General features: G+C 64.8%; 17 protein-coding genes, 1 pseudogene and 1 riboswitch. Of the genes and pseudogenes, 14 read left to right on the top strand and 4 right to left on the bottom strand.

The genetic code is table 11. The annotated features are described in order from the left end of the window. Window positions 1-57 precede the first annotated feature (57 nt). The 11 genes and pseudogenes from H7K34_RS05470 to metE all read left to right on the top strand — a co-directional run bounded on the left by H7K34_RS05470 (window position 58) and on the right by metE (window position 13,088). Window positions 58-1,032 carry an SDR family NAD(P)-dependent oxidoreductase gene (locus tag H7K34_RS05470; RefSeq protein WP_264060782.1) on the top strand — a complete coding sequence of 325 codons (975 nt, stop codon included), beginning with the start codon at window positions 58-60 and terminating at the stop codon, window positions 1,030-1,032. Between the two features lie 76 nt (window positions 1,033-1,108). Beyond that, window positions 1,109-2,263, top strand: coding sequence for an acyl-CoA dehydrogenase family protein (locus H7K34_RS05465; protein ID WP_264060780.1), 1,155 nt, complete (start codon window positions 1,109-1,111; stop codon window positions 2,261-2,263). Continuing rightward, on the top strand, window positions 2,260-3,357 hold the full coding sequence (locus H7K34_RS05460; RefSeq protein WP_264060779.1) for an acyl-CoA dehydrogenase family protein: 1,098 nt from the start codon (window positions 2,260-2,262) through the stop codon (window positions 3,355-3,357). The genes H7K34_RS05465 and H7K34_RS05460 overlap by 4 nt, the downstream gene beginning before the upstream one ends. Beyond that, window positions 3,357-4,003 (top strand): annotated as a pseudogene (locus tag H7K34_RS05455) (nitroreductase family protein). The gene H7K34_RS05460 and the pseudogene H7K34_RS05455 overlap by 1 nt, the downstream one beginning before the upstream one ends. 155 nt (window positions 4,004-4,158) lie before the next feature. Continuing rightward, window positions 4,159-5,463, top strand: a complete 1,305-nt coding sequence (locus H7K34_RS05450) for a TetR/AcrR family transcriptional regulator (RefSeq protein ID WP_372510699.1) — start codon at window positions 4,159-4,161, stop codon at window positions 5,461-5,463. Between the two features lie 102 nt (window positions 5,464-5,565). Then, entirely contained in the window at window positions 5,566-6,408 is an 843-nt protein-coding gene (locus tag H7K34_RS05445; protein WP_264060777.1) for an SDR family oxidoreductase, read from the top strand. A 339-nt stretch (window positions 6,409-6,747) separates the two neighbouring features. After that, on the top strand, window positions 6,748-7,620 hold the full coding sequence (locus H7K34_RS05440) for an aldo/keto reductase (protein WP_272896329.1): 873 nt from the start codon (window positions 6,748-6,750) through the stop codon (window positions 7,618-7,620). 196 nt (window positions 7,621-7,816) lie between these two features. After that, window positions 7,817-9,106 (top strand): TrpB-like pyridoxal phosphate-dependent enzyme, encoded by a 1,290-nt coding sequence (locus H7K34_RS05435; protein WP_308203159.1) that lies wholly within the window; start codon window positions 7,817-7,819, stop codon window positions 9,104-9,106. 79 nt (window positions 9,107-9,185) lie between these two features. Beyond that, entirely contained in the window at window positions 9,186-9,746 is a 561-nt protein-coding gene (locus H7K34_RS05430) for a TetR/AcrR family transcriptional regulator (RefSeq protein WP_264060774.1), read from the top strand. Between the two features lie 39 nt (window positions 9,747-9,785). Then, window positions 9,786-10,427 carry an NAD(P)H-binding protein gene (locus H7K34_RS05425; RefSeq protein ID WP_264060773.1) on the top strand — a complete coding sequence of 214 codons (642 nt, stop codon included), beginning with the start codon at window positions 9,786-9,788 and terminating at the stop codon, window positions 10,425-10,427. A gap of 2 nt (window positions 10,428-10,429) precedes the next feature. Next, window positions 10,430-10,679, top strand: a riboswitch (cobalamin riboswitch). Between the two features lie 138 nt (window positions 10,680-10,817). After that, window positions 10,818-13,088: a 5-methyltetrahydropteroyltriglutamate--homocysteine S-methyltransferase gene (gene metE, locus H7K34_RS05420; protein WP_264060772.1), complete on the top strand. Its 2,271-nt coding sequence runs from the start codon at window positions 10,818-10,820 to the stop codon at window positions 13,086-13,088. A gap of 5 nt (window positions 13,089-13,093) precedes the next feature. Here metE and H7K34_RS05415 read toward each other — a convergent pair whose 3' ends face one another. After that, window positions 13,094-14,824: a DUF3556 domain-containing protein gene (locus tag H7K34_RS05415; RefSeq protein ID WP_264060771.1), complete on the bottom strand. Its 1,731-nt coding sequence runs from the start codon at window positions 14,822-14,824 to the stop codon at window positions 13,094-13,096. A 119-nt stretch (window positions 14,825-14,943) separates the two neighbouring features. On the opposite strand from H7K34_RS05415, the gene H7K34_RS05410 reads away from it, so the two are divergent. Continuing rightward, complete coding sequence (locus tag H7K34_RS05410; RefSeq protein WP_264060769.1) at window positions 14,944-15,165, top strand: hypothetical protein; 222 nt, start codon at window positions 14,944-14,946, stop codon at window positions 15,163-15,165. 5 nt (window positions 15,166-15,170) lie between these two features. Here the strand turns inward: H7K34_RS05410 and H7K34_RS05405 are convergent, their stop codons facing one another. The 3 genes from H7K34_RS05405 to prpD are packed head-to-tail and all read right to left on the bottom strand — an operon-like array spanning window position 15,171 to window position 18,708. Continuing rightward, on the bottom strand, window positions 15,171-16,289 hold the full coding sequence (locus H7K34_RS05405) for a bifunctional 2-methylcitrate synthase/citrate synthase (protein ID WP_264060768.1): 1,119 nt from the start codon (window positions 16,287-16,289) through the stop codon (window positions 15,171-15,173). A 2-nt stretch (window positions 16,290-16,291) separates the two neighbouring features. Next, on the bottom strand, window positions 16,292-17,203 hold the full coding sequence (gene prpB / locus H7K34_RS05400; RefSeq protein WP_264060767.1) for a methylisocitrate lyase: 912 nt from the start codon (window positions 17,201-17,203) through the stop codon (window positions 16,292-16,294). Further along, window positions 17,203-18,708, bottom strand: coding sequence for a 2-methylcitrate dehydratase PrpD (prpD, locus tag H7K34_RS05395; RefSeq protein ID WP_264060766.1), 1,506 nt, complete (start codon window positions 18,706-18,708; stop codon window positions 17,203-17,205). Before prpD ends, prpB begins: the two co-directional genes overlap by 1 nt. A 110-nt stretch (window positions 18,709-18,818) precedes the next feature. On the opposite strand from prpD, the gene H7K34_RS05390 reads away from it, so the two are divergent. Together H7K34_RS05390 and H7K34_RS05385 are read left to right on the top strand one after the other, a co-directional pair. Then, the gene (locus H7K34_RS05390; RefSeq protein ID WP_264060975.1) at window positions 18,819-20,246 is read left to right on the top strand and encodes a short-chain fatty acyl-CoA regulator family protein; all 1,428 of its coding nucleotides are present in this window, start codon (window positions 18,819-18,821) and stop codon (window positions 20,244-20,246) included. A gap of 118 nt (window positions 20,247-20,364) precedes the next feature. Beyond that, the gene (locus H7K34_RS05385; protein ID WP_264060765.1) at window positions 20,365-21,729 is read left to right on the top strand and encodes a flavin monoamine oxidase family protein; all 1,365 of its coding nucleotides are present in this window, start codon (window positions 20,365-20,367) and stop codon (window positions 21,727-21,729) included. Window position 21,730: the final 1 nt, after the last annotated feature.

Raw genomic sequence — 21,730 nt, 5'->3', positions numbered from 1 at the left:
ACCGTAAAGTCCGGCGTCACACCAGTCAAACAGCCGTCGGTTAATCGGGAGCACATCATGATTGACTTCACCGGCCAGGTGGCTGCGGTTACCGGGGCCGGCCGCGGGCTCGGCCGCCTCTACGCGCTGGACCTGGCGCGCCGCGGCGCCGCGGTGGTTGTTAACGACCTCGGCGGCTCGATGCACGGTGATGGTGCCGACACGAAGATCGCGGACGACGTGGTCGACGAGATCACCCAAGCGGGTGGTCGCGCGGTCGCCTCCTACGACTCGGTGGACAGCCCGGCGGGCGGCCAGGCGATCGTCGATGCCGCCGTTGACACATTCGGGCGCCTGGACGCCGTCGTCAGCAATGCCGGCATTTTCGGCAGCGTGGCATTCGAAGATCTGTCGGTCGACGAGTGGACGCGAATGCTGCGTGTCCATCTGGACGGCGCGTTTTTCCTGTCCCAGCCCGCCTATCGGGTGATGAAGAAAAGCGGCGGCGGGCGGTTCGTGTTCATCTCGTCGTCGGCCGGCATCTTCGGCCAGCCGATGGAGGCTCACTACGCCGCGGCCAAGGCCGGTCTGGTGGGGTTGACGAATGTGATCGCGATCGAAGGCGAAGCGCACGGAATACTCGCGAATGCCGTTATGCCCACCGGCTTTTCGCGAATGGTCACCGAGACGGTCGGTGACGAGAAGTTCCTCGCCGAATCCGGATTCATGCAGGCGATTCGGCCCGAGCTGGTGGTGGGGTTGGTGACGTTTCTCGCCAGTCGCGCCTGCACGTTCACCCACCGCAATTATTCGGCCGCCGCCGGACGGTATGCGCGGATATTCGTCGGACTGAGCCAGGGCTGGCTGGCGGACACCGAGAGCGAACCCACGGCAGAAGACATTGAGGCACATCTCGAGCAAATGTCGGCGACCGAGCGATTCACAGTGCCCGGCTCGATCGTCGACGAGGTGCTCGAAGTCTGCGAGCGACGCGGCGTCAGCGCGATGCCGGACAACGCCGAGGTCGCATTCCCCGAGCCGCAATCGCGATAGACGTCATTGACCAAGAAATTGCTCCACCGTAAAGTCCGGCTAAGTCGCAGTTAGCCACGATCAGAGTCAAGGAAAAGTGGACTTCTCCTATCCGCCGGAGCCCGAACAGTTCCGCGCCGAGCTGCGCGACTGGCTGTCCGCGAACCTGACCGACGAATTGGTGGCGGCCCGCCGGAACCTGGGGCGCGACGACGCGACATTCGAGATGATGCGTGCCTGGAGCCGCACGATGGCCGACGCGGGATGGGCCGCCGTCTCTTGGCCCCGCGAATACGGTGGCCGCGGGGCGACGGTTCTCGAGCAACTCGTCTACACTGAGGAGACCACCCGCGCGCGGGCTCCCATGCCGCTCAACGTCATTGGGATGAACAACATCGCCCCCGCGATCATGCAGTACGGCACCGAAGACCAGAAGAAGACGCTGTTGCGCCGGATGATGCGGGCCGACGACATCTGGTGCCAGGGAATGTCGGAACCCGAAGCGGGATCCGATCTGGCATCGCTGCGCACCCGGGCGGTGCGAGACGGGAACGACTTCGTCGTCAACGGCCAGAAGATCTGGACCTCGCTGGGGCATCGGGCGCACTGGTGCCAGCTGTATGTGCGCACCGATCCCGACGCCCCAAAGCACCAGGGGATCTCCTGTCTGATCGTCGACATGTCGCTGCCGGGCATCGAGGTCCGCCCGCTCGTCACACTCAACGGCGACACCGATTTCGCCGAGGTGTTCCTTCACGACGTGCGGGTGCCGGCCGACGCATTGCTCGGACCGCTGAACGGCGGTTGGCAGGTGGCCACCACCACGCTCAGCCACGAGCGCGCCGGGGCCGCACGGCTGTACGCCGAAATGCAGGCGCGGCTGGAAGAACTCGTCGACGACATGGCCGCGCAGACCGACGCACTCCAAGATCCCGTGACGCTGCGGCGCCTCGGCGAAATCGCGGTCCGCATCAAGTATCTCGAGGTGCTGTGCCAGAGCTCGATCTCGGCGACGCTGCACGGCGGTTCAGAAATAACAGCGTTCGGATCGGCCAGCCTCGCCAAGACCGTGTGGGGGGAGATCGGACAGGACATGGCCGCGCTGGCCTTCGATGTGCTGGGCACCCACGGCAGCAATCCCGCGTGGGCGAACTACCGCCTCACGTCGCGCTCGCTGACCATCGCGGGCGGCACGACACAGATCAACAAGAACATCACCGCGCAACGCGTACTCGGATTGCCGCGCAAATGAACCTCGAACTCACCGACGAACAAGTCGCGCTGCGCGACACCACGCGCCGTTTTCTTGCTGACAAGGCACCGATTTCGGGTCACGTGCGCGAGCTGCTCGACGATCCGACCGGAGTCGACGACGCGGTCTGGCGCGGCCTGGCCGACCTCGGCACCACCGGGCTGTTGGTTCCGGAGGAGCACGGCGGAGCCGGGATGACGATGGTCGAAGCCGGCGTGGTGGCCGAGGAACTCGGCGCCGCGCTGCATCCGGGTCCATGGTTGTCCACTGCGGTCGCCGCGCCGCGCGCGCTGACACGAATCTGCGATAACGACAGTGCGGCACCAATTCTGGCCGGCATCGCCGAGGGAACGACGATCGCCACCGTCAGCTTCCTGGGCTTCGAGAATGCCGCGGTCGACGCGGCCGGCGACGGCGTCGTCCTGCGCGGCGAACTCGGCGATGTGGCCGATGTCGCGGCTGCCGATGTCCTGCTGATGCTGGCCGAAGATGCGAGGGGCACCGCACTTTTCGCTGTGCACACCGACTCCCCCGGGTTCTGGGCGCAGCCCGAGCGCGGTATCGATGCGACCCGTAAACAGTTTCGCGTCCGGCTCGACGGCACCCCCGCCCAGCGGCTGGCTACGGCTACGCCGGCTGACGTGACGGCGGTGATCGACGATCTGCTGATCGCCACTGCCGCCGACGCGCTCGGCGCGGCACGGGCCGTGATGCACCTCGCCGTCGAATACGCAAAAGTCAGAAAGCAATTCGGTCAGATCATCGGATCGTTTCAGGCGATTCAGCATCTGTGCGTCGATATGTACGAGACGGTCGAACTGGCCCGCAGCGGTGTTCTGCACGCGTTGTGGGCCGCGGACGCCGAAGTGCCGGCCGACGAACGCCATGTTGCCGCGCTGCGGGCCAAGGCGTTCGCCGGTCGACTGGCCACCGTGGGCGACACCGCCATCCAGGTGTTCGGCGGTATCGGCTACACCTGGGAGCACGACGCGCATCTCTACCTCAAGCGCCTGCTGAGCTGGAGCGCATTTCTCGGCGGACCCGATGGATATCTGACCGAACTCGGTGCGCGCCTTGCCAAGAGAGATCACTGATGGATATCGAATACCTGCTGACCGCCACCCGTTCCGCGCGCAAGACCCTCGACCTCGACGCGCCGGTGGACCTGGCGGATATTCGCGAGTGCTTGCGCATCGGCCTGCAAGCCGCCAACGGCTCGAATTCACAGGCCTGGCGTTGGCTGGTAGTCGCCGACCGACGCTGCGGGAAAAGATCGCCGAGTTGTACCGCGATGCCTATCGGAAGCGGGTCGGCGGTCAGTTGCTCGCCGACATGTTGCCGGGCGGCACGCCAGAGGGCCGGCTGATGTCTTCAACAGAGTGGCTGGTCGAGAACATGGCTAAGGTGCCGCTGCTGGTAATCCCAAGCTATCAGCCCTACTTGCCGCGCATCGACGGCGACGAGTCGTTTCACCTGGCAACCTTGTACGGTTCGATCTTCCCCGCGGTGTGGAACTTTCAGCTGGCCTTGCACACCCGCGGCTACGGCACCTGCGTGACAACCCTGCACCTGCACCATGAAGACGAGGCGCGGCAATTGCTCGGGATCCCGCCGACTTACGTCCAGGGCGCGCTGCTGCCGGTGGGCAGGCTGCGGTCCGGGCACAACTTCTCCCCCGCCCCGCGGCGGCCGCTCGACGAGGTGATTGCGGTGGACAGTTGGGACGGTCCCGCGCTCTAGGGCTTTAGAATGGCTCTGTCACCGCTGTTAGCAGCGCATTTGAGCCGGTTTCGAATCGGGCAATCTGATAGCCTTTAACAAAGATTTGGTTCGGCAGGAGGACGAATGCGTAGGTTTGCCCGGTCGCAGTCCTCTCGATGTGCGCACCGTTAGCCATGGCCAAAGCCGAGACCTTGGCTAAGGGCAAGCGGGCGCTGGCCGATCGTCTGGATCAGGCCGACGACTCCGGGACGCGCCGCACCGAGATTCTGCAGACCGCGGCCACTTTGATCGCATCCTCGGGATTGCGAACCTCGTTGCAGGAGATCGCCGACGCGGCGGGGATTCTGCCCGGAAGCCTGTATCACCATTTCGAATCCAAAGAAGCGATCCTGATCGAGCTGATCCGCCGCTATCAGGACGACCTGAACCGCATCGGGGAAAACGCCCAGGCGCGATTGGACGACGCCGGATCGCGGCCGGCTGCCGAGAAAATCATCGAGCTGGGGTCGGCGGTCGCCAACTGCGCCGTACACCATCGGGCCGCCCTGCAGATGTCGTTCTACGAGGGCCCGAGCGCGGACCCCGAATTGATGAACCTGACCCGGCAGCAGTCCGTGGCGGTTCAAGAGGCCATGGTGCAAACGCTGCGCGCCGGCAGGTGGACCGGCTACATCAAGCCCGACATCGATCTACCCACACTGGCCGATCGCATCTCTCAGACCATGCTGCAGGTCGGGCTCGACGTCATGCGGCACAACTCTGCACCCGACCAGGTGGCCGAGCTGCTGTGCCGAATCATCTTGCAAGGGCTGGCGGCCCGGCCCCCCACCGACTCGGCACTGGATCGCTCCAACGCCTTCGCGGCCGCCAGCGCCGTCATCGAGTCGTGGGCCGACGACAGCGACGCCGACCCCAGCGACAAGACCGCCCATGTCCGTGCGGTGGCCCGTACCGAATTCGGCCGCAAAGGCTATGAAGCCACCACGATCCGTGACATCGCGTCGGCGTCGGGTCTTGGCACCGGCACCGTCTATCGGGTGATCGGATCCAAGGACGAGCTTCTCGACTCGATCATGGAATCGTTCGGGCAGAAGGTCGAGGCGGGGTGGGTCAGCGTGCTGCGCTCGGATGCCACGCCCATCGAGAAGCTGGATGCGCTGAGCTGGATCAACGTCAACGCGCTGGACCGATTCTCCGACGAATTCCGGATCCAGCTGGCGTGGATGCGGCAATCGCCGCCGACCGCGAATCCGGGCTGGTCGTATCCAACACGGCTGCGGCAGATGAAAACGCTGCTCTCCGAAGGTATCCGCGCCGGCGAGATTCGCATCGACACTCCGTCGGCCGCGATGCTGGCACGCTGCGTCATCGGGCTGCAGTGGATACCGGAGAACATCCTGCGTGCGGTCGGGAAGCGGGCGGCGCTGGTGCACACCCGTGACACCGTCTTGCGCGGTGCCGCCGTTCGCGGCAAGTAAGCCCGTCTACTTAATCCCGACCCGGGTATTGAACCAAATAACTGTTACCCATACAGTTGAGCAGTTAGAACCGCGTTGGCATTATCCGAGAAGGGGATTTCCATGACCATTGTCGATCGGTTGCGCTACGACGGCAAGCGCGCTCTCGTTGTCGGTGGCGCGACTGGCATGGGCGCCGCGGCGGCCAAATCAGCGGCTGAGCTCGGCGCCGAAGTCATCGTGATGGATTACGCACCGGTGAGCTATGACGTCGCCAAGTCCATCCAGGTGGACCTGCGCGACACCGCGTCCATCGATGCCGCGCTCGAGCAACTCGACGGTCCGGTCCACGCCGTGTTCTCGGCGGCCGGCATCGCCGACGGCACGACGGACCTGATGGCTATCAACTTCCTCGGCCACCGGCATCTGATCGAGCGCCTGCTCGAGCGCAACCAGCTGCCCTCCGGCTCGGCGATCTGCTTCATCTCCTCGGTCGCCGGCATGGGCTGGGAGAACGACCTGGACCTGCTGACCGAGTTCCTGGCCACGCCGGACTTCGCGTCGGCCCAGGAGTGGGTCAAGGCGCACGAGGCCGAAGGCATCATCCACTACGGCTTTTCCAAGAAGGTCGTCAACGCCTACGTGGCGACCCAGGGCTATCCGCTGCTGAAGAAGGGCATCCGGATCAACGCGATCTGCCCGGGTCCCACCGACACGCCGCTGGCCCAGTCCAACGCCGACCTGTGGCTCACCTTCGCGCAGGACTACCGCGACGAGACCGGCTCCAAAGTGCACACGCCCGAGCAGATGGGCGACGTGATGGCGTTCCTGAACAGCGCCGCCGCCTTCGGCATCAGCGGGATCACGCTGCTGGTCGACTACGGGCACACGATGGCGTCGCTGACCAACGCCTATCCGCCGGGAAAGCCGATCATCGACATCATCATGGGGCGGGTCAAGCTCTAGGGCCGGTGGCCTCGAGCTGGAACGGCTGCATCGACAAGTAAGCATCCGCCGCGCACCAGCGCGCCGCGAGGAATCTCTCGTCTTGCCAATCGGAGAGTTCTCCGGTAGCTTCCGACTCAGCTACCGGAGAACTCTCCGTTAATGCATTCGGGAGGAGTGGACCTTGCAATACATCAAGCTCGGCACATCGGGACTCGACGTGTCTCCCATTGCGATTGGCGCCATGACCTACGGCGATCCCCGGCGCGGGCATCCCGTGTGGTCACTGCCCGAAGACCAGTCTCGACCCCTGATCAGATACGCAATCGAAGCCGGGATCAACTTTTCGACACCGCGAACATGTACTCGCAGGGAAGCAGCGAAGAGATCCTTGGGCGCGCGCTGCGCGACTTCGCCAGCCGCGACGACGTCGTTGTCGCGACCAAGTTGAGACACGCAATGCGTTCGGGACCGAACGGTAAAGGCTTGAGCCGCAAAGCAATCATGACCGAGATCGACCATTCACTGCGCAGACTGGGTGTCGACTACATCGACCTTTACCAGATTCACCGCAATGATCACACCACGCCGTTGGAGGAAACTCTCGAGGCACTTCATGATCTGGTCAAGGCCGGCAAGGTCCGCTATCTCGGGGCGTCATCGATGCCGGCATGGGAGTTTTCCAAAGCCCTGCACCTGCAGCGCAACAACGGCTGGGCGAGATTCGTCTCGATGCAGGATCACTACAATTTGTTGGCTCGCGAGGAGGAGCGCGAGATGATCCCACTCTGCCTCGACGAGGGCGTGGGCGCCATTGTCTGGAGTCCGTTGGCGCGCGGAAGGCTGGCACGATCCTGGGGTGACGTGAAAGCCACCGCACGGTCGTCGAACGACGGATTTGCCGACTTGCTTTATGCCACTGCCGATAACAGCTCCGACAAAGCCATCGTTGATGCGGTCGGCGCTGTCGCCGAGGCGCACGGCATCAGTCGCGCCCAGGTGGCACTCGCCTGGCTGCACGCCAAACCCGTGGTGACAGCACCCATTGTCGGAGCGAGCAGTGTCGGTCAGATCGACGAGGCGATTGCCTCCCTCGACGTCGACCTCACGGCAGCCGAAATGCAGATGCTGCAGGCACCGTACACACCGCGCTACGACTTCCAGGGCATGTCAGACGATGCGCAGTTGCAGGCGGTGATCGCGCATGTACCCCAATTAACCACCGCTGTATAGCGATTCGTAGGCAAGAATCGCAAGGCGGTCCGACATCGCCCGGCGGTGGACGTGCACGGTAGACCGGCGAGCATCTCGTCGTGCACATGAACGTATTCCGACCACACGGCGTATCGAATTCAGCAATTGCGCTGCTTTATACGTTGGCCTGCTTGTCTCACGCGTTCCACTCGAAGGGAACAAGTCATTGCGTTATGTGCTGAAACCCGACGATATCCCGGCGGCATGGTTCAACGTGGCGTCCTGCCTACCCGCACCACTGGCAATACCGAAACACCCGGTCCTCGATCGAGGAGTCGACCGCGACGATCTTGGCGCGATCTTTCCTGCTGCGCTGATCGAGCAAGAGATGTCCGCCGACCCCTGGGTCGACGTGCCAGGCGAAATACTCGACATCTTAAGACTCTGGCGTCCAACGCCATTGGTGCGTGCGGTGCGTCTGGAACGAGCTCTTCAGACGCCGGCCCGGATCTACTTCAAAGACGAGTCGGTCTCACCCACCGGTTCCCACAAGGCCAACACGGCAGTCGCCCAGGCGTACTACAACAAAGCCGAAGGTATTCGACGGCTCACCACCGAAACCGGTGCCGGACAATGGGGTAGCGCGTTGTCGATGGCTTGCCAGCTATTCGACCTGGATTGCCGCGTCTTCATGGTGGCCGCGTCGCACCAGCAGAAGCCGTATCGCCGCGTCCTGATGGAGACTTGGGGCGCCGAGGTGATTGCCAGCCCGTCTACCACAACCGAGGCAGGCAGATCAGTCCGACAAAGCCATCCTGACAGCCCCGGTTCGCTCGGGATCGCGATCAGTGAAGCCGTCGAAGAGGCGGTTGGCCGCTCGGATACTCACTACGCGCTCGGTTCCGTGCTGAACCATGTGCTGCTTCATCAGACCGTCATCGGATTGGAAGCCAGAGAACAACTGCAGCTCGCGGGCGAGGGCAGCCCGGATATCGTCATCGGCGCATGCGGCGGCGGCTCGAACTTCGCGGGTCTGGCTCTGCCGTTTCTGCAATCACGCCCCGGTGCAGCGAGCAGGCCTCGCCTGATAGCCATCGAACCGCGATCCTGCCCGTCATTGACAGCAGGCCAGCTGCGGTACGAATCCGGCGACACCGCGGGTCTGACACCGCGGATGTGGATGTACACGATCGGGCGCGAATTTGTGCCCCCCGCTACCCACGCCGGAGGACTGCGCTATCACGGCGCCGCGCCGATCCTGTCAAATCTCTTGCAACACCAGTGGATCGAGGCCGTTGCGTACCCGCAGCGGTCCGTGCTCGAAGCCGCCGTGAGGTTCGCACGCACCGAGGGCATGGTCCCGGCACCGGAGACCGCGCACGCCATCAAAGGCGTGATCGAAGCAGCGCTGGCAGCGCGGCGCGCGCAGCAGGAACCCGTCATCTTGTTCAACTACTCGGGGCATGGCCTACTCGACTTGGCGGCCTATGACGATTACTTCCACGACCGGCTGTCCGACGACTGATTGCGGTCTTACCCGAGACGGTCTCCACCTATGCTCGGTCTGCAACAGAGAGTGTCCTTGACCAAGGAGGTATCGGTCCGTGGCAGACGACGCTGTCGCCGGGATCCGCGCCGACGCCCTGCGCAATCGAGAGCACATCATTGAAGTTGCGCACGACGCCTTCGCCGCGTCGGGAACGACCTCGCTCAATGAGATCGCCAAACGAGCAGGCGTCGGTGCGGGAACGCTGTATCGCCATTTCCCCACCCGGGAAGCGTTGATCCTCGCGGTATACCGTCACGACGTCCAGCGACTTGTGGGTTCGGTGCCCAAGTTGCTGCAGGCTCACCCGCCGTTGGATGCGTTGCGTTTGTGGTTCCAGAAATTGGCAGATTACGTTCGCCTCAAACACGGTCTGGGCGACGCACTGCACAGTGCAGCGCTACAGGACGCGATCGACGAAACGTATACCCCGGTTGTCGCTGCAGTCGGCCAGCTGGTCGATGCCTGCATTACCGACGGGTCCCTTCGGCCGGACCTCGATCCCGCAGATGTTCTGCTGCTGATGGGTTTTCTGTGGCGGGTCGCAGACGGAGCAGAGGGAAAGCGGCAAGCCAAACGGATAATGGGCCTCGCAATCGAGGGACTGCGGAGCAGCTGACCGGGCCGCCGCGGGGGTTCTGACGCGTACGGTCGGGGTATGGCTCGAATCCTCGTCATCGGCGGCCACGGCAAGGTTGCGCTGCAGCTCGCCCGCATCCTGACCGAACGCGGCGACGAGGTCAGTTCGGTCTTCCGCAATCCCGACCATTCCGACGAGGTCGCCGCCACCGGCGCCAAACCGGTGGTGGCCGACATCGAGCAGCTCGATACGAATGCCCTGGCCGATCTGTTGACCGGGCACGACGCCGTCGTCTTCGCGGCCGGAGCGGGCGGCGGCGATCCGGCGCGAACGTATGCCGTCGACCGTGATGCCGCAATCCGGGTGATCGACGCCGCCGGGCAGGCGGGCATCAACCGGTTCGTGATGGTGTCGTACTTCGGCGCGGGGCCGGATCACGGCGTGCCGCAGGGCGATCCGTTCTTCGCCTACGCGGAGGCCAAGGCCGCCGCCGATGCCCACTTGCGGGCCAGCGAACTGGACTGGACGGTGTTGGGTCCCGGCAGGCTCACCCTGGAGCCGGCGACCGGTCGCATCGTCGCCGGCCAGGGCAAGGGCGAGGTATCCCGCGCCGATGTCGCGCTCGTGGTGGCTGCCGCCCTTGCCAACGATTCGACCCTGCGGCGGACCATCGAATTCAACAACGGGGACATCCCGATCGCAGTGGCGTTGGCGGGCTGACTAAACTACTCCTCGCAGCTGGTCTGCTTGCGCCGCACCCGCGGCGCCGGCATCGAACGAAGCAACGTGAGTAACGCTTCGTAAGAGGGAACCCGGTGAGAATCCGGGACTGTCCCGCAACGGTATGCAGGAACGACCGCCGTCAGAGTTTCTGGCAAGCACTGGTCTTACGACTGGGAAGCGACGGCCACTAGGAGCACCACCCGGTGCGCGCCTGCAAGTCCGGAGACCTGCCAGCTGTGCCGGGCGCGCCGCGCCCGGCGGCTCATCGCCTCGTGGAATGGGCGCTAGGCTGCAGCCGTTGCGATACGTGCACAGGGTGCGCACCGCTACCGGATCGGCTGCATGTCCGCCGGCGGTGACCTCCACGCCGATTGAAGGACGAATATCGTGACCCCTCAAGCATTCACAGCGACAGTTGTCGGCTCTCCGCGCATCGGCCCGAAACGGGAACTCAAACGCGCGACCGAGGGCTACTGGGCAGGACGCACCAGCCGAGCCGACCTCGAAAACATTGCCGCCACCTTGCGGCGCGACACCTGGAAGCGCCTGGCCGACGCGGGCCTGGACTCGGTGCCGGTGAACACCTTCTCCTACTACGACCAGATGCTCGACACCGCGGTCATGCTGGGCGCATTGCCGGCTCGCGCCGCGCAGGTTCCCGACGAGCTGGACCGCTACTTCGCCGCGGCGCGCGGCAACAAAGACGTCGCGCCGCTGGAAATGACCAAGTGGTTCGACACCAACTACCACTACATCGTTCCCGAGATCGAGCCTGCGACGAAGTTCTCGCTGAATCCGGACAAGGTGCTCTCCGAGCTCAAAGAGGCTCAAGGGCAGGGAATTCCAGCGCGTCCAGTCGTGATCGGCCCGGTCACCTTCCTGTTGCTGAGCAAGGGCGTCAACGGTGGCGGCGCGCCGATCGAGCGGCTGCAGGAGCTGCTACCGATTTACTCCGAGCTGCTGTCGCTGCTGGCCGACAACGGCGCGCAGTGGGTACAGATCGACGAGCCGGCTCTGGTCACCGACATCTCCCCCGATGCCCCCGCGCTGGCCAAAGCCGTGTACAACGCGCTGGGCAAGGTGAGCAACCGGCCCGCCATTTACGTCGCCACCTACTTCGGTGATCCCGGCGACTCATTGGGAGCGCTGGCCCGCACACCCGTCGAGGCGATCGGCGTCGACCTGGTTTACGGTGCCGACACCGCGATCGCCGCGGTGCCCGAGCTGGCCAACAAGACACTGGTGGCCGGTGTCGTCGATGGACGCAACATCTGGCGCACCGATTTGCAGGCGGCGCTGAGCAAGCTGGCGACGCTACTGGGTTCGGCGGCCAACGTCGCCGTCTCGACGTCGTGCTCGACGCTGCACGTGCCGTACTCGCTGGAACCGGAGACCGGCCTCGACGACGCGCTGCGCAGTTGGCTGGCGTTCGGTCAGGAGAAGGTCGCCGAGGTGGTGGCGCTGTCCCGAGCGCTGCATGAGGGCCGCGACGCGGTCGCCGAGGAGATCGAGGCCTCCAACGCCGCGGCGGCCTCCCGGAAGAAGGATCCGCGGCTGCACAATGACAAGCTCCGGGCTCGCATCGACTCGATCGTGACGTCCGGTACGCACCGCGGCGACGCCGCGCAGCGGCGCACCAGCCAGGAAGAGCGGCTGCACCTGCCGCCGCTGCCGACCACCACGATCGGCTCGTTCCCGCAGACCGTAGAGATCCGCAAGGCCCGCGCCGCGCTGGTCGCCGGTGAGATCGACGAGGCCGAATACGACCGCAGGATGAAGCAGGAGATCTCCGACGTCATCAAGCTGCAGGAAGGCCTCGGCATCGATGTGCTGGTGCACGGCGAGCCGGAGCGCAACGACATGGTGCAGTACTTCGCCGAGCAGCTGGACGGATTCTTCGCCACCAAGAACGGCTGGGTGCAGTCCTACGGCAGCCGCTGCGTGCGGCCGCCGGTCCTTTTCGGTGACGTGATCCGCGAGCAGCCGATGACGGTGGAATGGGCCAAGTACGCGCAGTCCCTGACCGAAAAGCCGGTCAAGGGCATGCTGACCGGCCCGGTCACGATCCTGGCCTGGTCGTTCGTCCGCGACGACCAGCCGTTGGCCGACACCGCCAACCAGGTGGCGCTGGACATCCGCGACGAGACGGTGGATCTGCAGTCCGCCGGCATCGCGGTGATCCAGGTCGACGAGCCCGCACTGCGCGAGCTGCTGCCACTGCGTCGCGCTGATCAGGACGAGTACCTGAGCTGGGCGGTCGGGTCGTTCCGGCTGGCCACTTCCGGCGTCGATGACTCGACCCAGATCCACACGCACCTGTGCTATTCGGAGTTCGGCGAGGTGATCGGAGCCATCGCGGACCTGGACGCCGATGTCACGTCGATCGAGGCGGCTCGCTCACACATGGAGGTGCTGGACGACCTGAACTCGGTCGGCTTCGCCAACAGTGTTGGCCCGGGCGTCTACGACATCCACTCGCCGCGGGTGCCGAGCACCGGCGAGATGGCCGAGTCGCTGCGGGCGGCGCTGCGGGCCGTTCCGGCGGAGCGGCTGTGGGTCAACCCCGACTGCGGGTTGAAGACGCGCAACACCGACGAGGTGAACGCCTCGCTGCAGAACATGGTTGCCGCCGCGCAGGAAGTCCGCGCGGGGGTCTAAGCGGTTTACTCCGCTTGCTCGGACAGCACCTGGACCGGCACATCGTCGGCCCAGGGCTGCCGGGTGACCATGTCCGAGACTTTGACGATGCCGCGCTCGAACTCGCCTGTCGCGGCGTCCACCAGCCGATAGGACTGGGTCTGGCGGTGGATCGGCTGAGCGTCGAGTAGCACGACCCGCACTTCGCCAGGCAGGAAGCCGCAGCGCTGCTGCATCGCGGCGATCAACTGCTCGTTGTGCATATGGCCGTCGCCGAAATTCCATCCGATCGCGGTGCTGCAGATCCGCTCCCCGTCGGTGATGACGTAGTCGTCCTCGTTGCCGTCGGCCATCGCGCGATGCGCGAGTGTGAACAGCGCGCGGCCGTGAGTGTTCATGGCGCGGAACGCATATCCGAGATACATCGGGATCTGGGCGCGCTCTTTGCCGTACACCTTCTCCAGCTGGGCAGCGGGCATGCTGGCGATCGAGACGATGTTGTGGTTGATCTTCTTATCCGCTGATCCCTTGATGCACCACAGCGTGGTGTCCCAATTGCCGGCGTAGTACCGCATGCCGGGCAGGAACGAGATCTTGCGCGGAAACAGGTTGCCCGCGATCACGATCCCGGCAATGAACGCGATGAAAATCCCCACCGGGACAGGGTTTTTCAGGTCGGCCAGCCCGGTGTGAGCGTGGCCGACAAACAGCGCGAACACGCCGAAGATCATGAACACGTTCCACTCCAGCGGCACCCCCATCGGGATGGCCGACAGGATGCCGAAGTGGAAGAGCACCATGATTGCCGCGGGAACCGCGGTCCACCAGCCGCCGTGCCCGACGAATAGCGCAATGGGCACACACATTTCGACGAAGGTGCTCACGTGGGCGAAGATCCGCGACAGCCGTCCGGGCCGCAGATCGTCGGGAAACTTCTCGAAGAACAGCCGCTTGATGAAGCGTGGCCGGAAGACCGGGTTGTTGGACATCATCGTCGACATCACGAACGGAAAGTGTTTGTTCAGCTTGGACGTCGCCGCGCCCATCCAGATCACCAGGAACACCAGTTTGGCGGCGATGATCATGTCGACGCCGCCGAACAGGAACGTCACCGCCAGCGTCGCGTAGACCTCCCCGCGGGCGGCTAGAAAGATCACCTTGTCGCGCAATCCCAGCACCGCGAGCAGCACCAGGATCAGCACGATCCGCCAGGTGGGTATCAACCCGACCTGGGCGCCCAGTTCCGGCACCGGGCCGGTGCCGTCGGCAAACAGGGTCAGGAAGGTCAACAGCAGAAGCAGCCCGTACAGCGCGTTGTCCACCAGCGTGCGGGCCGTGCCCTTGGTCCCCGGGACGCGCTTGGGCCACGGGGGCAACCGAATGGTGTCGGGCCGCAGCCAATACAGGATCGAACCCAACGGCGGATTGACCCGGTTGTTCAGCGGCCCAAACCCACAGCCAAGCCCGATCACCTCGAAGAGCATCGTGTAAAGCACGACCTTCTCGAACACGATCGGCTCGGAGTACCACGACATGACGTGGGTGAACGCCAGCCCGCGGGTGGTCGGCACCGCCAACAGCCACGCGAACAGGATGTAGAGCAAGATCTTGCCGACGTAGAACAGGTGCAGGACGACCGGCGTTCCGAAGCCCACTTCGGCCCAGTGCCGGGCCATCGGCCGGATCTTCTCGCTGCGGCTGAGCTTGCTCCACTCGTCGATGTCGACCTGCGGCAGTTCGGGTTGGAGGAATCCCATTGCCACAGACTAGAACGCGTTCTAGCGCAACGTGCCGAGGGCCGCGGATGACATCCTTTGCCCGCAAGTTCTCCGCCGGATAGCGTGATGGCTTGACACCTGCTTAGGAGATGTCCATCGTGAGCAGATTTCGGTTCCTGGTATCGGCCGCCGCATTGGCGGCCTTTATCGCCGCCGGCTTCGGCGTCGGCACCGCGCACGGCGACGCGCCCGCCGTCGGGGATTCGTGCACGGCGTTGCACGCCACCACCCAGGACGCCAATGGCCGCACCATGTGGTGCAATCCGACCATGACCGGCAACCACAACCTGGTCTGGCAATACGGCGGCCCGGCGGACTAGCCGGCTTACCTGAAGGCCAGTGCCCGCTGCTGGGGCCCCGAGTAGGCACTCAACGGGCGGATCAAGGAGTTCGACGCGGCCTGCTCCATGATGTGAGCGGTCCACCCGGTGATCCTGCTCATCACGAAGATCGGCGTGAAGCAGGCGATGTCGAATCCCATCAGGTAGTACGCCGGACCGGTCGGGAAGTCGAGATTGGGCTTGATTCCGGTCGCGTCAAACATCTCGGCTTCCAGGATGTTGTACATGTCCAGCCAGCGCTGCCCATCGCGCGTCGCGGCGACCCGGCTCAACGCCTCCTTCATTGTCGGCACCCGGGAGTCACCGTTCTTGTAGACCCGGTGGCCGAATCCCATCACCTTTTCTTTGCGGGTGAGCTTGCCGCGCAACCATTCTCGGGCGTTGCGCGGATCGCCGATCTCGATCATGTCATGCATGACCGCCTCGTTGGCGCCGCCGTGCAGCGCGCCCTTGAGCGCACCGATGGCACCGGTGACCGCGCTGTAGATGTCGGACTGCGTCGACGTCACCACCCGTGCGGCGAACGTGGAGGCGTTGAAACCGTGTTCGGCGTACAGGATCATCGACTGCTCGAATGCCTTCACGACTTCGGGTTCGGGCACCTTGCCGAAGCACATCTGCAGAAAGTTCTCGGAGTATCCCAACCCGCTGTGTGGCGGGATCGGCTCCAGCCCACGGCGCCGTCGCATGTCGACCGCGACGATGGTGGGCAACACCGCCAGCATGCGCAGCGACTTGGCCCGGTTCGCCGAATCGTCGTCCTCGTCGGGATCCTCGGCACCCAAAAAGCTGATCGCCGTGCGTACCACGTCCATCGGGTGGCAGTTGTCGGGGAGCTTGGTCAACAGCGACAGCATCGACCGGTCGATCCGCCGGCTGGCGCGTTCCCGCTGGCTGAACAGCGCCAGCTCCGAGTCGGTCGGGAGCTCACCGCGCCAAAGCAGGAACGCGACTTGCTCGAAACTGCACTGCGCGGCCAAATCCTGGACCGCGTATCCCCGGTAGGTCAGCGAATTGGTCTCCGGCACCACCTTTGAGATCGCGGTGGTGTCCACCACCACGCCGGCTAGGCCCTTTTTGATTTCAGCGGTCGGCGCGGTCATGGTTAGTTCCCTTCGACGGCGAAGTTGTAGATGTCGGAATCGAATTGGTTGTAGTCGGAATAGCGCAGCAGCTCGTAGAGCCGGCTGCGGTGCTGCATTCGCTCCAGCAGGCTGGATTGTGTTCCGGTGTCCGCGATTTCACGAAGGCCAGACTCGACGGCTTGCATGGCCAGACGCAGGGTGGTCACCGGGTAGATGACCACGTTGTAGCCGATGTCGGACAACTGCTTGGCGGTCAAGAGCTCTGACTTGCCAAACTCGGTCATATTAGCGAGCAACGGCGTGTCCACCGCGGCGCGAAACTGCTCGAAATCGGCTGGCGTACGCAGGGCTTCGGTGAAGATCAGATCGGCGCCGGCGTCGGCGTAGGCCTTGGCGCGGTCGATCGCCGAGGGAATTCCTTCGATACCCGCGGCGTCGGTGCGGGCGCAGATGATGAAATCGGGGTCCCGCCGGGCGGATACCGCGGCGCGCAGACGTTTGACCATCTCACTCGCCGGCACCACGGCTTTGCCATCGAGGTGCCCACATCGCTTCGGATTTTCCTGGTCCTCCAGGTGGCAGCCCGCCAGTCCGGCATCCTCCAGGACGGTCACCGTGCGTGCGGCGCTCATCGGTTCGCCGAAGCCGGTGTCGGCGTCGATCAACGTGGGCAGGTCCGTCGCCCCGGCGATCTGGGCGCCGCGCGCGCCGACTTCGGTCAGGGTGGTCAGGCCGATATCGGGCAGTCCGAGATCCGCGGAGAGCACCGCGCCCGACACGTACACGCCGTCGAACCCGATCTCGGCGACCAGCTTGGCAACCAGCGGCGAGAATGCACCTGGAAATCGTTGCAGCCGACCACTTTGCAGCGCGGTGCGAAGCTGTGCTCGCTTCTGTGCCGCGGGAACAGCGCTGCCGATCAGCCCGCTCATCAGAAGATCCCCGGCCCAATCTTGGGCGCCCGGTCGAGCACCAGCGGACCGACCGTGATGTTGAGCGCGCCCAGAGCACCGGCCTGCAGTTGCGGAAGGGCTTCCACCGCCGACAGGAATCGCTGCTGCTCGGCGTCGGCGACCACACCGTCGGCCAGGTCGGTGAACTTCCCGACGTACTGCTTGCGCTCAAATGGCCTGGCCCCCAACGGGTGCGCGTCGGCGACGGCCAGCTCGTCGACGATTACCTCCCCGCTCTTCAGCGTCACTTCGGCGCGGGCGCCGAACGCCTTCTCGGCGGGATCGGCCGAGTGATAGCGGCGAGTCCACTCGGGGTCTTCGACCGTGGAGATCTTGTGCCAGAGCTCGACGGTGTCGGGCCGGTGTGCCCGCTCGGGCGCGTAGGACCGTTCGTGGTGCCAGGTGCCGCCCTGCAGCGCGACCGCGAAGATGTACGGCAGCGAGTGGTCCAGCGTCTCCCGCGATGCGTCCGGGTCGAACTTCTGCGGGTCGCCGGATCCGGTGCCGATCACATAGTGGGTGTGGTGGCTGGTGTGCAGCACTATCGTCGCGATCTGGCCCAGGTCGCCGATGCGCTCGCGCAGCCGCCGGGCCAGGTCGATCGGCGCCTGGCTCTGGTACTCCGCCGAGTGCTCCTTGGTGTAGGTGTCCAGAATGGCCCGCTTCGGTTCGCCCGGCTCCGGCAACGGCACCTGGTAAGTGCGCTCGGGACCGCCTAGCAGCCAGGCGATTACGCCGTCCTCGCCCTCCCAGATGGGCGCCGGAGCACCTTCCCCGCGCATCGCCCGGTCAACCGCCTCGATAGCGATCTTGCCGGCGAATGCCGGTGCGAAGGCCTTCCAGCTGGAGATCAGGCCTTTGCGGGACTGACGGGTGGCCGTGGTCAGGTGCAGTGCCTGCCCGACCGCCTGATAGATCACCTCGGGGTCGAGCTTCAGCATGGTCCCGAGGCCGGCGGCCACCGAGGGGCCAAGGTGGGCGACGTGGTCGATCTTGAACTCGTGCAGCGAGATCCCTTTGACCAGATCGACCTGGACCTGGTAGGCCGTTGCCAGACCGCGAATTAGATCGGCACCGCCGATATCGAGGTGCTGTGCCACGGCCACCAGTGCGGGGATGTTGTCTCCCGGATGCGAGTACTCGGCGGCCAGGAACGTGTCGTGGAAGTCCAACTCGCGTACCGCGACGCCATTGGCCCATGCCGCCCACTCCGGCGAGTAGTCGCCTTCGACGCCGAAGACCTTCGCGCCCCGCGCCGAAGCCGGATGCGCCAGCGCCTGGACCCGGGCGGTGGTCACCGGACGACGGGTCAGCGAGGCAGCCGAAACCGCGGCGTTGTCGATAATGCGATTGATCACCATCGCTTCGGTCTCCGCGGGCACGGCGACCGGATCTGCAGCGACCTCGGCAATCTTGAAAGCCAGGTGCTCGCTGCGGGGGAAGTCGTCGGCGCTGCGCCGGGTTCGAACGTCATGAATGCGCATAAACCGCACATTACGCAACCAATGAAACGGGGTAAATCCCCTAAAAGAGCGTAATTTTGTGTCCTTATCCGCATGATTTTGCAAATCTTGTGAAAGACAGTGCGCGTACGCTGTTACGGGTGGCGAAGACGTTCGCTGGTGCGCGGCTGCGACGGCTCCGCGAGGAGCACGGGCTAACTCAGGTCGCGCTGGCGCGCGCCCTGGGATTGTCGACCAGTTACGTCAACCAGCTGGAAAACGACCAGCGTCCGATTACGGTGCCGGTGCTGCTGACACTCACCGAACGCTTCGACCTACCGACCCAATACTTCGCGCCGGAGTCCGATGCCCGCCTGGTCGCGGATCTGCGCGAAATCTTCGCCGACGGGCCCGCGACGGCCGGACAAATCGAAGAGCTGGTAGCCCGGATGCCCGAGGTCGGCCAGACGCTGGTCAACCTGCAGCGGCGGCTACACGATGCCACATCCGACCTCGAAGCCCTACACGGTCGTGCCAACGCCGAAATACCGACGGGCCCCCCGCAGCCGATGCCATTCGAAGAGGTTCGGGACTTCTTCTACGACCGCAAAAATTACATCGGTGATCTCGATGTCGCGGCCGAGCAGTTGTTCAACCAAAACCGTTTGCAGACAGGCGGACTCGACAGCCAGCTGGCAGAGCTCGTTCGCGAAGAACTCGGCATCACCGTGGTCATCGACGACGGTCAGGTCCTGAATCCCAACTCCAAGCGCCTGTTTCGGGCCGAGTCGAAAACCCTATATCTGGCCCGGTGGCTCCATCCCGGCCAGCGCGCCTTTCAGTTGGCAACTCAGATCGCGTTGCTCACCCAGGCCGAGTTGATCGGCAGCATCATCGCCGGCGACGACCAGCTCAGCGACGATGCGCGGGGCGTGGCTCGCATCGGCCTGGCTAACTACTTCGCCGGTGCCCTGCTGTTGCCCTACCAACGGTTTCTGGCAGCCGCCGAGGGCATGCGCTACGACATCGACCAGCTGGCAAGACGTTTCGAGGTCGGCTTTGAAACCGTCTGCCATCGGTTGTCCACCCTGCAACGCCCGAGCGCGCGCGGGATCCCGTTTATCTTCGTCCGGACCGACAGCGCGGGGAACATCTCTAAACGTCAGTCCGCCACGGCTTTTCATTTCTCGCGGGTGGGCGGCAACTGCCCACTATGGGTGGTTCATCACGCCTTCTCCCGGCCCGGCCAGTTCATGACACAGATCGCTCAAATGCCGGACGGGCGCACGTATTTCTGGATTGCGCGCACCACCACGACGGAGCCCAGCCGATACCTGGGCCCGGACAAGAGCTTTGCGATCGGGCTCGGCTGCGACGTGGCGCACGCCGAGAAACTGATCTACTCGGTCGGTATCGACCGCACCGGTACCGAGGCGATCGTGCCGATCGGTGCCGGCTGCAAGATCTGTGACCGGCCCGCCTGCCCACAACGCGCCTTTCCGTATCTGGGCCATCGGGTGCACGTGGACCCGCACTCCAGCACCGATCTGCCCTATCCGCCGGTGATCACACCGTCATAGCGGCATCGAACGCCGGCCGATTTGACCTCATGCATGAATTCCGCGCGAACGGACAGCCATGATCTCGCGATCGGTGTAGTTTGCTGCTCAGCACCCAAATGCAACCGAGGAGCCGATCGTGGCGGACGTCGATTATTGCGTGGTCGGAGCGGGTTTCGCGGGTTTGACGGCCGCCTTCCGGTTGAAGCAAGCGGGCCACTCGGTGGCCTTGCTGGAAGCTCGTGACCGGGTAGGTGGTCGCACCTTCACCGAAACCTTCCCGGACGGAACGTGGGTCGATCGCGGCGGCGCGTGGATCGGGCCGGGCCACGATCGCATCTACGCGCTGATGAGCGAGTTCGGCGTGCCGGAGTACAAGCAGCACAACGACGGCGACGCGATGATGATCGTCGGCGGCAAGAAGCACCGTTACGGCGGTACCATCCCGTGGACCGTGAGCCCGTGGGCGGTCGCCAACCTCGGACTCGGTTTGGCCGCCATCGAGAAGATGTGTAAGGAGATTCCGCGCGAAGCCCCGTGGGAGGCGAAGAAGGCCGCCGAGTGGGACCGCATCAGCATCGGGGAATGGATCCACAAGAAGACCGCGTCCAAGGAAGCCGCCGAGATGCTGGACATGGCCTTCGCCGGCCTCTACACCTCGGCAGGGTCGGAGACGTCGTTGCTGTGGGGGCTGCTGCAGACGGCCTCCGCCGGCGGGCTCACGTTCGCGATTTCGGGTAAGGGTGGCTCGCAGGATGCCCGCCCCGTCGGTGGGATGGGCGCGCTGCACCGCCCGATGGTGGCCGAACTCGGTGACGCGCTGCACCTTTCGCAGCCGGTCCGGCAGATCACCCAGGATGCCGACGGCGTGACGGTCAGCGCGGCCGATCTGACGGTGCGAGCGCGCCGAGTCGTTGTCGCGATCCCGCTGGCGATCGCCACCTCGATCCTCTATGAGCCCGCGCTGCCGGTGGACCGGGCTTTTCTGCACCAGCGCGTTCCCAGCGGCGCGGTCATCAAGACCTCGATCTTTTACGACGAGCCGTTCTGGCGCGCCGACGGATTCTCCGGCCAGTCCGCCGCGCCTGGATCCCCGGCCACCCTGACTATCGACGCCTGCACCAACACCGCGGACCCGGGCATCATGTGCATCATCACCGAGGGACCCGCGGCGCGCCGGCTGACCTACCTCGACGCGGACGAACAAAAGTCGATCCTGATCGGCGAGCTTGTCGATCGGTTCGGCAGTAAGGCCAAATCTCCGCGCGAATTCCATCTGCAGAACTGGACCGTCGAGCGCTACTCCGGTGGCGGGATGATCGGCCACACCGCGCCCGGCGTGCTGACCGAGTACGGCTACACCCTGCGCGAACCCTGCGGCCGCATCCATTGGGCAGGCACCGAGAGCTCGGCGGTCATGTGCGGGTGGATCGACGGAGCGATCCGCTCCGGCGAGCGGGCGGCGGCCGAGGTGACGGCGGCCGAAACCGCCGCGGTGGCCTAGC

Source organism: Mycobacterium montefiorense, assembly GCF_025823255.1.
In the GTDB taxonomy this organism is placed as follows: domain Bacteria; phylum Actinomycetota; class Actinomycetes; order Mycobacteriales; family Mycobacteriaceae; genus Mycobacterium; species Mycobacterium montefiorense.
The sequence above is the reverse complement of the archived record's forward strand: the minus strand, read 5'-3'. Positions and strand labels throughout refer to the sequence as shown.

Coding starts and splice junctions, on each gene's coding strand:
- H7K34_RS05445 (WP_264060777.1), top strand. CDS start 5,566: ATGACCATTGTCGATCGGTTGCGCTACGACGGCAAGCGCGCTCTCGTT.
- H7K34_RS05415 (WP_264060771.1), bottom strand. CDS start 14,824: ATGGGATTCCTCCAACCCGAACTGCCGCAGGTCGACATCGACGAGTGG.
- H7K34_RS05460 (WP_264060779.1), top strand. CDS start 2,260: ATGAACCTCGAACTCACCGACGAACAAGTCGCGCTGCGCGACACCACG.
- H7K34_RS05405 (WP_264060768.1), bottom strand. CDS start 16,289: ATGACCGCGCCGACCGCTGAAATCAAAAAGGGCCTAGCCGGCGTGGTG.
- H7K34_RS05440 (WP_272896329.1), top strand. CDS start 6,748: ATGTACTCGCAGGGAAGCAGCGAAGAGATCCTTGGGCGCGCGCTGCGC.
- prpB (WP_264060767.1), bottom strand. CDS start 17,203: ATGAGCGGGCTGATCGGCAGCGCTGTTCCCGCGGCACAGAAGCGAGCA.
- prpD (WP_264060766.1), bottom strand. CDS start 18,708: ATGCGCATTCATGACGTTCGAACCCGGCGCAGCGCCGACGACTTCCCC.
- H7K34_RS05425 (WP_264060773.1), top strand. CDS start 9,786: ATGGCTCGAATCCTCGTCATCGGCGGCCACGGCAAGGTTGCGCTGCAG.
- H7K34_RS05470 (WP_264060782.1), top strand. CDS start 58: ATGATTGACTTCACCGGCCAGGTGGCTGCGGTTACCGGGGCCGGCCGC.
- H7K34_RS05450 (WP_372510699.1), top strand. CDS start 4,159: ATGGCCAAAGCCGAGACCTTGGCTAAGGGCAAGCGGGCGCTGGCCGAT.